The sequence below is a fragment of the Variovorax sp. efr-133-TYG-130 genome (assembly GCF_030208835.1).
Taxonomy (GTDB): Bacteria; Pseudomonadota; Gammaproteobacteria; order Burkholderiales; family Burkholderiaceae_C; genus Variovorax.
Map to the genome: position 1 here is coordinate 348,327 of NZ_JARVTD010000010.1, position 12,802 is coordinate 361,128.

At 67.9% G+C, this 12,802-nt stretch carries 11 protein-coding genes; 10 read left to right on the forward strand and 1 reads right to left on the reverse strand.

Features of this window, described 5'->3' with window-relative positions:
- Positions 1–22: 22 nt before the first annotated feature.
- The 10 genes from leuC (at position 23) to accD (ending at position 12,146) form a co-directional block, all read left to right on the forward strand.
- Positions 23–1,444, forward strand: coding sequence for a 3-isopropylmalate dehydratase large subunit (gene leuC / locus QRN67_RS13060; protein ID WP_081270666.1), 1,422 nt, complete (start codon positions 23–25; stop codon positions 1,442–1,444).
- 24 nt (positions 1,445–1,468) lie between these two features.
- Positions 1,469–2,125: a 3-isopropylmalate dehydratase small subunit gene (leuD, locus tag QRN67_RS13065; protein WP_081270667.1), complete on the forward strand. Its 657-nt coding sequence runs from the start codon at positions 1,469–1,471 to the stop codon at positions 2,123–2,125.
- Positions 2,126–2,162: 37 nt separating this feature from the next.
- Positions 2,163–3,251: a 3-isopropylmalate dehydrogenase gene (gene leuB, locus QRN67_RS13070; protein WP_081270668.1), complete on the forward strand. Its 1,089-nt coding sequence runs from the start codon at positions 2,163–2,165 to the stop codon at positions 3,249–3,251.
- 90 nt (positions 3,252–3,341) lie between these two features.
- A complete protein-coding gene (gene asd, locus QRN67_RS13075; RefSeq protein WP_106935289.1) occupies positions 3,342–4,511 on the forward strand; it encodes an aspartate-semialdehyde dehydrogenase in 1,170 nt (389 codons plus the stop codon).
- A 169-nt stretch (positions 4,512–4,680) separates the two neighbouring features.
- A complete protein-coding gene (locus QRN67_RS13080; protein WP_285412098.1) occupies positions 4,681–7,521 on the forward strand; it encodes a FimV/HubP family polar landmark protein in 2,841 nt (946 codons plus the stop codon).
- A 30-nt stretch (positions 7,522–7,551) separates the two neighbouring features.
- Complete coding sequence (gene truA, locus QRN67_RS13085; RefSeq protein WP_285412099.1) at positions 7,552–8,364, forward strand: tRNA pseudouridine(38-40) synthase TruA; 813 nt, start codon at positions 7,552–7,554, stop codon at positions 8,362–8,364.
- Positions 8,361–9,068, forward strand: coding sequence for a phosphoribosylanthranilate isomerase (locus QRN67_RS13090; protein ID WP_285412100.1), 708 nt, complete (start codon positions 8,361–8,363; stop codon positions 9,066–9,068). The genes truA and QRN67_RS13090 overlap by 4 nt, the downstream gene beginning before the upstream one ends.
- Positions 9,069–9,116: 48 nt before the next feature.
- Complete coding sequence (gene trpB / locus QRN67_RS13095) at positions 9,117–10,403, forward strand: tryptophan synthase subunit beta (protein WP_081271182.1); 1,287 nt, start codon at positions 9,117–9,119, stop codon at positions 10,401–10,403.
- A complete protein-coding gene (gene trpA, locus QRN67_RS13100; RefSeq protein ID WP_285412101.1) occupies positions 10,403–11,248 on the forward strand; it encodes a tryptophan synthase subunit alpha in 846 nt (281 codons plus the stop codon). The genes trpB and trpA overlap by 1 nt, the downstream gene beginning before the upstream one ends.
- 25 nt (positions 11,249–11,273) lie before the next feature.
- Complete coding sequence (gene accD, locus QRN67_RS13105) at positions 11,274–12,146, forward strand: acetyl-CoA carboxylase, carboxyltransferase subunit beta (RefSeq protein ID WP_012746558.1); 873 nt, start codon at positions 11,274–11,276, stop codon at positions 12,144–12,146.
- 68 nt (positions 12,147–12,214) lie between these two features.
- Here accD and QRN67_RS13110 read toward each other — a convergent pair whose 3' ends face one another.
- Positions 12,215–12,775, reverse strand: a complete 561-nt coding sequence (locus QRN67_RS13110; protein WP_081271184.1) for a YggT family protein — start codon at positions 12,773–12,775, stop codon at positions 12,215–12,217.
- Between the last annotated feature and the right edge of the window lie 27 nt (positions 12,776–12,802).

Consider the following 12,802-nt stretch of genomic DNA (forward strand, 5'->3'; position numbering starts at 1 on the left):
CACGAAAGACAAAGAGACCGACATGGCACGCACGCTCTACGACAAGATCTGGGACGAACACGTCGTCCACACCGAGGAAGACGGCACCGCGATCCTCTACATCGACCGCCACCTGGTGCATGAAGTCACCAGCCCGCAGGCCTTCGAAGGCCTGCGCGAAGCCGGCCGCAAGCTGTGGCGCATCAGCTCGGTCGTGGCCACGGCCGACCACAACACGCCCACCACGGGCTGGGAGCGCGGCTACGAAGGCATCGCCGACCCGACCAGCAAGGAACAGGTCACCACGCTGGACCACAACATCGCCGAGTTCGGCGCCGCCGCGTTCTTCCCGTTCCTGAGCAAGCGCCAGGGCATCGTGCACGTGATCGGCCCCGAATCGGGCGCGACGCTGCCGGGCATGACTGTCGTCTGCGGCGACTCGCACACCTCCACGCACGGCGCGTTCGGCGCGCTGGCGCACGGCATCGGCACCAGCGAGGTCGAGCACGTCATGGCCACGCAGACGCTGCTGGGCAAGAAGGCGAAGAACATGCTCGTGAAGGTCGAGGGCAAGCTGCCGCTGGGCTGCACGGCCAAGGACATCGTGCTGGCCATCATCGGCAAGATCGGCACCGCCGGCGGCACGGGCTACACCATCGAGTTCGCCGGCTCGGCCATTCGCGACCTGAGCATGGAAGGCCGCATGACGGTCTGCAACATGGCCATCGAGGCCGGTGCGCGCGCCGGGCTGGTAGCGGTCGACGAGAAGACCATCAGCTACGTCAAGGGCCGCCCGCTCGCGCCCACCGGCGTGGAGTGGGAGCAGGCCGTGAGCTACTGGCGCACGCTGCAGTCCGACCCGGGCGCGAAGTTCGATGCGGTGGTGGAGCTCGACGCCACGCAGATCCAGCCGCAGGTCACTTGGGGCACCTCGCCCGAGATGGTGGTCGAGATCAACGGCCGCGTGCCCGATCCCGACAAGGAGAAGGACGCAAGCAAGCGCGGCGCCATCGAGCGCGCGCTGGTCTACATGGGCCTGGAGCCCAACAAGGCCATGAACGACATCTTCATCGACAAGGTGTTCATCGGCTCGTGCACCAACAGCCGCATCGAAGACATGCGCGAAGCCGCCGCCGTGGTCAAGAAGCTGGGCCAGAAGGTCGCGAAGAACGTGAAGCTGGCCATGGTCGTGCCCGGCTCGGGCGTGGTGAAGGAACAGGCCGAGCGCGAAGGCCTCGACGTGATCTTCAAGGCCGCGGGCTTCGAATGGCGCGAGCCCGGCTGCTCGATGTGCCTGGCCATGAACGCCGACCGCCTGGAACCCGGCGAGCGCTGCGCATCGACCAGCAACCGCAACTTCGAAGGCCGCCAGGGCGCCGGCGGCCGCACCCACCTCGTGAGCCCGGCCATGGCCGCCGCCGCCGCCGTGCACGGCCATTTCGTCGACGTGCGCACTTTTGCCTGATCTGGCCTGACCTGGAGACATCACATGCAGAAATTCACCGTGCACAAGGGCCTCGTGGCGCCGATGGACCGCGAGAACGTCGACACCGACGCCATCATTCCCAAGCAGTTCCTCAAGTCGATCAAGAAGACCGGCTTCGGCGTGAATCTGTTCGACGAGTGGCGCTACCTCGATCCGGGCCTGCCCGGCCAGGATCCGGCCAGCCGCAAGCCGAACCCCGACTTCGTGCTCAACCAGCCGCGCTACGCGGGCGCCTCGGTGCTGCTGGCGCGCAAGAACTTCGGCTGCGGCTCGTCGCGCGAACACGCGCCGTGGGCGCTCGACCAGTACGGCTTCCGCGCGATCATCGCGCCGAGCTATGCCGACATCTTCTTCAACAACAGCTTCAAGAACGGCCTGCTGCCGATCGTGCTGTCCGAAGCACAGGTGGGCCAGTTGTTCGACGAGACCTTCGCCTTCCCCGGCTATACGCTGACCATCGACCTGGAGCGCCAGGTGGTGGTGAAGCCCGACGGCCAGGAGTTCGCATTCGACGTGCAGGCCTTCCGCAAGTACTGCCTGATCAACGGGCTGGACGACATCGGCCTCACGCTGCGCCACAAGGACAAGATCAAGGCCTTCGAGGCCGAGCGCCTGGCGCAGAAGCCCTGGCTCGCGCATACGATGCTGGCCAACGCCTGAACGCGTTCCGTTTTCCCATCTTCCACACACGACAAAAATGAAAATCGCAGTTCTCCCGGGTGACGGCATCGGCACCGAAATCGTGGCCGAAGCGGTCAAGGTGCTCGACGTCCTCGACCTGAAGTTCGAGATGGAATCGGCGCTGGTCGGCGGTGCCGCCTACGAGGCGCACGGCCACCCGCTGCCCGAATCGACGCTCAAGCTGGCCAAGGAATCCGACGCGGTGCTGTTCGGCGCCGTCGGCGACTGGAAATACGACAAGCTCGACCGGCCGCTGCGCCCCGAGCAGGCCATCCTGGGGCTGCGCAAGAACCTGGGCCTGTTCGCCAACTTCCGCCCGGCCATCTGCTACGAGGAACTGGTGGGCGCCTCGAGCCTGAAGCCCGAGCTGATCGCCGGCCTGGACATCCTGATCATCCGCGAGCTCACCGGCGACATCTACTTCGGCCAGCCGCGCGGCCGCCGCACGGCCGTCGACGGCCACTTCCCGGGCGCCGAGGAAGCCTTCGACACCATGCGCTATTCTCGCCCCGAGATCGAGCGCATCGCGCGCGTGGCCTTCGAGGCGGCACGCAAGCGCAGCAAGCGCGTGACCAGCGTGGACAAGAACAACGTGCTGGAAACCTCGCAGCTGTGGAAGGACGTGATGCTCGACGTCGCGAAGGAATATCCGGACGTCGAGCTCGACCACATGCTGGTCGACAACGCCGCCATGCAGCTCGTGAAGGCGCCCAAGAAGTTCGACGTGGTGGTCACCGGCAACATGTTCGGCGACATCCTCTCGGACGAGGCCGCGATGCTCACCGGCTCCATCGGCATGCTGCCCTCGGCGTCGCTCAATTCGAGCAACCAGGGCCTGTACGAGCCCAGCCACGGCAGTGCCCCGGACATTGCCGGCAAGGGGGTTGCCAATCCTTTGGCTACAATACTGTCCGCTGCCATGATGCTCCGCTTCTCACTCAACCAAGCCGAGGCTGCCGACCGTATCGAGTCGGCAGTCAAGGTCGTGCTGGCCTCCGGCCTGCGCACGGGTGACATCTGGTCTGAAGGTACGAAGCGCGTCGGCACCCGCGAAATGGGCGACGCGGTCGTTGCAGCAATCACCAAAAAGACGATTACCGGCTAACCGCAGCCCGCTTCGTCACGCCCCTCCCCGGCTCGACGAGTCGGGGGCAAAAAAAGACAACTTTTTCTTTTTTCATAAGGGCAAACTGAAATGGCGAACGCATCTCAACCTCTGGTCGGCCTCGTTGGCTGGCGCGGCATGGTCGGCTCGGTCCTGATGGACCGCATGCAGGCCGAAGGCGACTTCGGTCTGATCGAGCCGATCTTCTTCTCGACCTCCAACGCCGGCGGCAAGGCCCCGGCCATGGCCAAGAACGAGACCGCGCTGAAGGATGCGAACGACATCGAAGCACTGAAGAAGTGCGACATCGTCATCACCTGCCAGGGCGGCGACTACACCAGCGAGGTGTTTCCCAAGCTGCGCGCCGCGGGCTGGAACGGCCACTGGATCGATGCCGCCTCCACCCTGCGCATGAAGGATGACGCCATCATCGTGCTCGACCCGGTGAACCTGCCGGTCATCGAGAACGCGCTGGCCAAGGGCGGCAAGAACTGGATCGGCGGCAACTGCACCGTGAGCTGCATGCTCATGGGCGTGGGCGCCCTCTACAAGGCCGGCCTGGTCGAATGGATGACCAGCATGACCTACCAGGCAGCCTCTGGCGGCGGCGCGCAGCACATGCGCGAACTGCTGACCCAGTTCGGCACCCTGAACGCCGAAGTGCGCGCGCTGCTGGACGACCCGAAGTCGGCCATCCTCGAAATCGACCGCAAGGTGCTGCACAAGCAGCAGAACCTGAGCGCCGCCGAGACCGCCAACTTCGGCGCGCCGCTGGGCGGCTCGCTGATCCCCTGGATCGACAAGGACCTGGGCCTGGGCAAGAGCCAGGACGATGCCGAATGGGGCATGTCCAAGGAAGAATGGAAGGGCGGCGCCGAGACCAACAAGATCCTGGGCCAGGGCGCGGGCTTCGGCACCGCCGCCGTGCCGGTCGACGGCTTCTGCGTGCGCATCGGCGCCATGCGCTGCCATAGCCAGGCGCTGACCTTCAAGCTCAAGAAGAACGTTCCGCTGGCCGACATCGAAGCGATGATCGCCGCCGACAACCCGTGGGCGAAGGTCGTGCCGAACACGCGGGAAGCAACGGTCAAGGACCTCACGCCGGTGGCGGTGACGGGCACCATGAACATTCCGGTCGGCCGCATCCGCAAGCTGGCGATGGGCCCGGAATACGTTGGCGCATTCACCATCGGCGACCAATTGCTGTGGGGCGCCGCTGAACCGCTGCGCCGCATGCTGCGCATCCTGCTCGAAGCCTGATGCGGGGTGCTCAGGGCCTTTTGAAACACAAATTGTTGCCGAAAGGCAACATAAGATGTGATCGTAAGTATGCGCGCACTGGGTAGAAATGGCGCATTGCCTTGTCAGTGCGTAGTGATGGTGCTAACGTCCTCTTACAAATTCTGGGCCTGAGCCGCCCCCTATCAGCATGACAAGACATCTGTTGCCTGCGGCCAGCCCTTCGGCCGCTCGCCCGCATCTGCCATCGAACGGTTGGCGCCTTTCCATTCTGGGCGCCGCGGCCGCCGTGGCTCTGGGCCTCGCCAGCAGCGACGCCAGCGCGTTCGCGCTGGGTCAGCTGAAGGTCCAATCGGCGCTCGGCGAACCGTTGCGCGCCGAGATCGACGTGACCGAGATCGCTGCCAACGAGGCGGACGGCCTGAAGATCAACATCGCCACGGCCGAGGCCTTCAAGAACGCCGGCGTGCCGTACAACCCGGCGCTCAGCGACGTGCGGGCCACCTTGCAACGTCGTGCAGGCGGCCAGTACGTGGTGCGCCTGAGCGGCAACCGCCCTCTCAACGACCCGTTCATCGACCTGCTGCTGGAAGCCAACGGCTCGTCGGGCCGGATCGTGCGCGACTACACCGTGCTGCTCGATCCGCCGGCCACGCGGCAGGCGGCAGCACCGAGCGTGCCGGCAGCCCCGATTGCCCCGCAGATCACGACGCCCGTCGAGCGCCCGGCCGCACGCGCGCGCCGCGAGCGTGCACCGGTGGCCGCAGCGCCCTCGGCTCCCGTCGCTGCGGCGCCCGCGCCGGCAGCCGCCGCTCCGGCAGCTCCCGCCGTTGCCAGCGCCCCCGCCCGTACCGGCGGCGGCGGTGAACAGGTCACGGTGCAGCGCGGCGACACCGCCAGCAAGATCGCCGGCGCCTACAAGCCGGCCGACGTGTCGCTCGACCAGATGCTCGTGGCCCTGCTGGCCGCCAACCCCAATGCCTTCATCGGCGGCAACGTCAACCGCATGCGCGCGGGCGCCGTGCTCGACCTGCCGACCGCCGCCCAGGCAGCAGCCACGCCGGCCGCCGAGGCGCGCCGCACCGTCACGGCGCAGAGCCGCGACTTCGGCTCCTACCGCCAGCGCCTGGCCGAGAATGCGCCGACCTCGAACGTCGCGGCCGCCAGCCGCAATGCCTCGGGCAAGCTGCAGGCCAACGTCGAAGACCGCAACGCCGCGGCCAGCGCACCCGACAAGCTCACCATCTCGCAGGGCAGCGCCTCCACCCGCGCAGCCGACGAAAAAGTCGCACAGGCCCGCCAGGCGCAGGACGCGAGCAACCGCGTCGCAGAGCTGTCGAAGAACATAGAGGATCTGAACAAGCTCAAGAGCAGTACCGGTGCGGCCGCGCCGGCAGCCGCCCCCGCCACGCCGGGCATTCCTGTTCCGGCCCCGTCCACGGCAGCCACGACGGCACCCGCGGCAGCCAGCCCAGCGCCGGCACCGGCCGCGGCACCCACGCCAGCTCCGTCGGCCCCGGCCGCCGCGACGCCAGCCCCTGCTGCCGCTGCAGCCGCTGCACCTGCCGCCGCTGTCGCACCCGCCGCTGCACCTGCGGCAGCCCCCGCCGCCCCCACGCCTGAAGCGACCGCTGCCGCCGCCGCGCCCGCGGCAGCAACCACGCCCGCGGCAACGCCCGCGACCGATGCTGCAGCCACGACGCCTGCCGCCGCCCCTACGGGCGATGCCGCCGCGCCGAAGCCGGCCCCGAAGAAGGTTGTGGCACCGCCACCGCCCCCGCCGGAGCCCACCTTCTTCGAAGAACTGCTGGACAACCCGCTGATGCTGGCCGGCGCCGCGCTGATCGCGCTGCTGGTCGGCTTCCTGCTTTATCGCGTGCTGGGCCGCCGCCGCGAGGAAATGAGCGAAAGCGTGTTCCTCGAGAGCCGCATTCCCAAGGACTCGTTCTTCGGCGCCAGCGGCGGCGAATCGGTCGACACCAAGAACCGTGGCGACTCCACCGTGTCGTCGCTGTCGTACTCGCCGAGCCAGCTCGACGCGGGCGACGTCGACCCCGTGGCCGAAGCCGACGTCTACCTGGCCTACGGCCGCGACCTGCAGGCCGAGGAAATCCTGCGCGAAGCGCTGCGCCTGAACCCCGACCGCACGGCGATCCATCTCAAGCTGCTCGAAATCCATGCCAAGCGGCGCGACGTGCGGGCCTACGAAAGCCTCGCCACCGAAGTGCACAAGTTGACCGGCGGCCTGGGCTCCGAATGGACGCGCGTGGTCGACATGGGCAAGGACCTCGATCCGGGCAACCCGCTGTACGAATCCGGCGCCAGCCGCAGCGGCGGTGGCGCCAGCGCCGCCGAAACGGCCGCCTTCGCCGGCGCCCTGGCCGCAGCCGCCAAGCCGGTGGCTGCGCCTCCCGCTTCGCCGCCGGTGGCTGCCGCTCCGCCCGCCTTCGTTCCGTCGGTGGCACCGCTGGACTTCGACCTCGACCTGACCGCGCCGCCGCCCCCTGCTCCCGCCCCGGCGCCAGCTCCGAGCCATGCGCCGGTCGGCGCCAGCCTGCCGAAGTCGGCCTACGCGCCCGCGCCGACGGCCGCTCGCCCCGCCGCACCGCTGTCGAACGGCCACGCTGCGACGCCCGTCGACCTGGAGAACGACTTCGACACCGCGCCAGGCGCACTGACCGCCCTGACGCCCGACACCCGCCCCTCTTCGCTGAGCGACGCTGAGCACAACACCCGCCCCGCCATGCTGCGCAACTCGCTGCCGGCGGACTCGGGCTTCATCGAGTTCGACATGAGCGCGCTGGCCGGCCTGCCGGCTCGCAGCGCCGAAACGCCCGTGGCACGCCCCACGGTCTCCACGCACGACGATGAGGGCGACGACAGCCCCCACGCCGTCAAGCTGTCCCTCGCACGCGAACTGCAAGCCATCGGCGACGTCGAAGGCGCGCGCTCGCTGGTGGAGGAAGTCGAAGCCGAAAGCGCTGGCGACCTCAAGTCGCAAGCCCGTCAGCTGCTCGCGGAACTGCGCTGAGCGGTTGTCGTTGTTCCTGTTCCTGAATTCGTGAGGCTGGCGCTCGGCATCCGCTACAACGGCCAGGCGTACGAGGGCTGGCAAAGCCAGCGCTCGGGCCGCACGGTGCAGGACAAGCTCGAGGCGGCGCTCTCGAAGTTCGCGGCACAGCCCATCGGCACGCTGTGCGCGGGCCGCACCGACGCCGGCGTGCACGCGCTCATGCAGGTGGTGCATTTCGACACCACCGTCGAGCGCGAACCCTTCTCCTGGATGCGCGGCCCCAACCGCTTCCTGCCCGACGACATCGCGGTGCAATGGGCGCAACCGGTGCCCGATGAGTTCCACTGCCGCGCCAGCGCCCTGGCGCGCCGCTACCTGTACGTGCTCTCGCAGTCGCCGGTGCGGCCCAGCCTGGATGCGGGCCGGGTCGGCTGGTCGATGCATGCGCTCGAAGGCGACGCGATGCGCGCCGCCGCGGCGCTGCTGGTCGGGCGGCACGATTTCAGCTCTTTCCGCGCCTCGGCCTGCCAGGCCCGCTCGCCGGTCAAGGACCTGCGGCGCATCGAAATCACCCGCATCGGCGACGGCGAGCGCTGCCGCTGGCACTTCGAGTTCGAGGCCGACGCGTTCCTGCACCACATGATCCGCAACCTGATGGGCTGCCTCGTGCGCATCGGCCGGGGCGACGAGCCTGTCGAATGGATTTCGCAGGTGCTGGAGGCGCGCAGCCGCAAGGTTGCGGCGCCCACATTCTCGGCGGACGGCCTTTACTTCCTGGGTCCGTTGTACGACGCGAAGTGGGGGCTGCCGGCCGAGGCCACGCTGCAGGCCGGCGGGGCTCCGTATGATGGCCCGCCATGACCTCCCCGAGCGCAGCAGCCACCCGCACCCGCATCAAGATCTGCGGCCTGACCCGTGAGGCCGACGTGGACGCGGCGGTCGAGGCCGGCGCCGACGCCATCGGCTTCGTGCTCTACCCCGGGAGCCCCCGCGCGGTAACGCCGGAACGCGCCGCCGAACTGGCGTCGCGCCTGCCCCCATTCATCACGCCGGTGCTGTTGTTCGTGAACGAAGACCCGTCGACGGTTATCGCGTCGCTCGCCCGCGTGCGGGGCGCCATCGCCCAGTTCCACGGCGAGGAAACGCCCGAACAGTGCGAGGAATCGACCGGCCCGGAGCGCTTTCGTTACATGCGCGCGGCCCGGATTCCCCTGGGGGCTGCCGGAGCCGCCTTCGACCTCGTAAAATACGCGTCCGATTACTCCCACGCCCAGGCCATCCTGCTCGACGCCCATGTCGAAGGTTATGGCGGTGGCGGCAAGGCATTCGATTGGTCACTTCTTCCACCCGCCGTCGACGCTCACCTCGTCTTGAGTGGTGGGCTCACACCTGCAAACGTGAGCGATGGCATTCGCATCCTGCGGACGCGCTGCAAGTCGCTGTCCGTTGATGTGAGCTCGGGCGTCGAAATCGACGGTCCCGGGAACAAGGGCCTCAAGGACGCCGGAAAGATCCGGCAGTTCGTCGCAGCCGTCAGGGCAGCCGACGCGTCCTTCTCAAGTTAGCCGCCGCAGCCGATCGTTGGTCGGGCTGCGGCCCACCGATCGAGAACCATGCAAAGCCAATTCCAGGATTACCAGCAACCCGATGCCACCGGCCATTTCGGCAACTACGGCGGCACCTTCGCGAGCGAAACGCTCACCCACGCGATCAACGAACTGCGCGACGCGTATGCGAAGTTCAAGGACGACCCGGCCTTTCTCGCCGAATTCCACTACGAGCTGAAGCACTTCGTCGGCCGCCCCTCGCCGGTCTACCACGCGGCGCGCACCAGCCGTGAAATGGGCGGCGCGCAGATCTACCTGAAACGCGAAGACCTCAACCACACCGGCGCGCACAAGATCAACAACGTGATCGGCCAGGCGATGCTCGCCCGGCGCATGGGCAAGCCCCGCGTCATCGCCGAGACCGGCGCCGGCCAGCACGGCGTGGCCACGGCCACCATCTGCGCGCGCTACGGCCTCGAATGCGTGGTCTACATGGGCAGCCAGGACGTGAAGCGCCAGAGCCCGAACGTCTACCGCATGAACCTGCTCGGCGCGACCGTGGTGCCCGTCGAATCCGGCAGCAAGACGCTGAAGGACGCGCTCAACGAGGCCATGCGCGACTGGGTCACCAACGTGGAAAACACCTTCTACATCATCGGCACCGTCGCCGGCCCGCACCCCTACCCGACCATGGTGCGCGACTTCCAGAGCGTGATCGGCACCGAGTGCATCGAGCAGATGCCGGCCATGCTGGCCGCCGACGGCATCACCGGCGAGGCCGAGGGCAGGCAGCCCGACGTGGTGGTCGCCTGCGTGGGCGGCGGCAGCAATGCGATGGGCATCTTCCACCCCTACATTCCGTTCGCGGGCACGCGCCTGATCGGCGTGGAGGCGGCGGGCGAAGGGCTCGACAGCGGCAAGCACTCGGCTTCCATCCTGCGTGGCAGCCCCGGCGTGCTGCACGGCAACCGCACCTACCTGCTGCAGAACGAAGACGGCCAGATCACCGAGACCCACAGCATCAGCGCGGGCCTCGACTATCCCGGCGTCGGCCCCGAGCACGCCTACCTGGCGGACATCGGCCGTGCCGAGTACGTCGGCGTCACCGACAAGGAAGCGCTCGACGCCTTCCACTACCTGTGCCGCACGGAAGGCATCATTCCCGCGCTCGAATCCAGCCACGCCGTGGCACATGCGATGAAGCTCGCCAAGACCATGCGCCCGGACCAATCCATCCTGGTGAATCTCTCGGGCCGTGGCGACAAGGACATCGGCACGGTGGCCGACCTGTCGGGCGTCGACTTCTACGACCGCCCCTCGATGCGCGGCCTGAGCGTGAAGGGAGGCAAGTGATGAGCCGCATTGCAGCAACCTTCGCAGCGCTGAAAAAAGACGGCCGCCGCGCCCTCGTGCCGTACGTCACGGCGGGCTTTCCCTTTGCCGACATCACGCCCGAGCTGATGCACGGCATGGTCGAGGCCGGCGCCGACGTGATCGAACTCGGCGTGCCCTTCTCCGACCCGATGGCCGACGGCCCCGTGATCCAGAAGGCCGGCGAGGCCGCGCTGGCGCTGGGCGTCGGCATGAAGCAGGTGCTGGCCATCGTGGCCGCCTTCCGCCAGAAGGACGCGACCACGCCCGTGGTGCTGATGGGCTATGCGAACCCGGTCGAGCGCTACGACCTGGTGCACGGCAAGAAGGCCTTCATCCGCGACGCGGCCGCGGCCGGCGTGGACGGCCTGCTGGTCGTCGACTACCCGCCCGAGGAATGCGAAGCCTTTGCCGCCGACCTCAAGGCCGCCGGCATCGACCTGATCTTCCTGCTCGCCCCCACCAGCACCGACGAGCGCATGGCCCAGGTCGCGCGCATCGCCAGCGGCTACGTCTACTACGTGTCGCTCAAGGGCGTGACGGGCGCCGGCCACCTCGACGCCGAAGCGGTCGGCCAGATGATTCCGCGCATCCGCCAGCACGTGGGCATTCCGGTCGGCGTGGGCTTCGGCATCCGCGACGCCCGCACCGCGCAGGCGGTCGGATCGGCCGCCGACGCGGTCATCATCGGCACCAAGATCATTCAACTCATCGAAGACCAGCCCCGCGACAAGGTCGTGCCGGCCGTGCGTGAATTCCTCGCGGGCATCCGCGAGGCGCTCGACGCGCTGCCCGCCGCGACGGCCAAGAACGCGGCTGGTCGATAATCACCGCCAACACAAGGAGCCCCTGATGAGCTGGCTTGAAAAACTGCTACCCGCCAAGATCGCGCAAACCGACCCGTCCGAGCGCCGCCAGGTGCCCGAGGGCCTGTGGATCAAATGCCCCGCCTGCGAGACCGTTCTGTACAAGACCGACCTCGAGCACAACCAGAACGTCTGCCCGAGCTGCAGCCACCACCATCGCATCGGCGCCCGCGCGCGCTTGGACGCGTTCCTCGATGCCGAGGGCCGCTACGAGGTCGGCCAGGAAGTGCTGCCGGTCGACGCCCTGAAGTTCAAGGACAGCCGCAAGTACCCCGAGCGCCTGAAGGAAGCCCTGGAAAACACCGGCGAGACCGACGCGCTGGTCGTCATGGGCGGCTCGGTGCACAGCATCAGCGTGGTCGTGGCCTGCTTCGAATTCGAATTCATGGGCGGCTCCATGGGCAGCGTGGTCGGCGAGCGCTTCGTGCGCGGCGTCGAGACCGCCATCGAGCAGAAGGTGCCCTTCATCTGCTTCACCGCCACCGGCGGCGCGCGCATGCAGGAAGGCCTGCTTTCGCTGATGCAGATGGCCAAGACCAACGCCGCGCTCACGCGCCTGGCGAAGAAGGGCCTGCCCTACATCAGCGTGCTGACCGACCCGACCATGGGCGGCGTGTCGGCAGGCTTCGCCTTCGTGGGCGACGTGGTGATCGCCGAGCCCAAGGCGCTGATCGGCTTTGCCGGCCCGCGCGTGATCGAATCGACCGTGCGCGTGACGCTGCCCGAAGGCTTCCAGCGCGCCGAGTTCCTGCAGACCAAGGGCGCGATCGACTTCATCAGCGACCGCCGCGAACTGCGCAAGACCATTGCCAGCACGCTGGCGATGCTTCTGCGCCAGCCGGCCGACGCGGTCAGCTGACACAGGCAGGCGTCCAAAACACAAGGGCCCGGGTGCATCGCACCCGGGCCCTTTTCAGTTGGCCTGGTTCAGAACGTCAGCTGATAGGCAAACACCAGCAGGTTGCTCAGCACGATGGCAATCACCTGCAGCACCACGATGGCCGCCAGCGGCGACAGGTCGATGCCGCCGATCAGCGGAATGAAGCGCCGGAATGGCCGCACCAGCGGCTCGGCCAGGCGGGAGATGAGGTCGAGCAGCATCGGCGACGCGCCCGGAATCCACGACAGCACGGCATAGACCACCAGCAGCGCCGTCAGCCCCGAGACCGCCAGCTGCATCAGCCCCACCAGCGAAACCAGCGGCAAGGTCGCGATCCGTCCGAGGTTGCCGATCAGCAGCCAGAGCAGCAGGAACTTCATCAGCACCAGCAGCCACGCCGCGATCAGGCTCGCCAGGTCCCAGCGCTTCACAGGCGGCACGATGCGCCGCAGCGGAAGCACGATCCAGTCGGTGATGGCGAAGATGAAGCGTCCGAGCGGATTGCCGAAAGGCACCCGGTGGTACTGCATGTAAAGGCGCAGCAGGCAGGCGCCGCCGAGCAGGCCGACGATCACGTCGAGAAGGAACGAGGGAATCTGATAGAGCATGAGGCGCAGCCGTGAGCGGAATGCGAT

Coding starts and splice junctions, on each gene's coding strand:
- leuC (WP_081270666.1), top strand. CDS start 23: ATGGCACGCACGCTCTACGACAAGATCTGGGACGAACACGTCGTCCAC.
- leuD (WP_081270667.1), top strand. CDS start 1,469: ATGCAGAAATTCACCGTGCACAAGGGCCTCGTGGCGCCGATGGACCGC.
- leuB (WP_081270668.1), top strand. CDS start 2,163: ATGAAAATCGCAGTTCTCCCGGGTGACGGCATCGGCACCGAAATCGTG.
- asd (WP_106935289.1), top strand. CDS start 3,342: ATGGCGAACGCATCTCAACCTCTGGTCGGCCTCGTTGGCTGGCGCGGC.
- QRN67_RS13080 (WP_285412098.1), top strand. CDS start 4,681: ATGACAAGACATCTGTTGCCTGCGGCCAGCCCTTCGGCCGCTCGCCCG.
- QRN67_RS13090 (WP_285412100.1), top strand. CDS start 8,361: ATGACCTCCCCGAGCGCAGCAGCCACCCGCACCCGCATCAAGATCTGC.
- trpB (WP_081271182.1), top strand. CDS start 9,117: ATGCAAAGCCAATTCCAGGATTACCAGCAACCCGATGCCACCGGCCAT.
- trpA (WP_285412101.1), top strand. CDS start 10,403: ATGAGCCGCATTGCAGCAACCTTCGCAGCGCTGAAAAAAGACGGCCGC.
- accD (WP_012746558.1), top strand. CDS start 11,274: ATGAGCTGGCTTGAAAAACTGCTACCCGCCAAGATCGCGCAAACCGAC.
- QRN67_RS13110 (WP_081271184.1), bottom strand. CDS start 12,775: ATGCTCTATCAGATTCCCTCGTTCCTTCTCGACGTGATCGTCGGCCTG.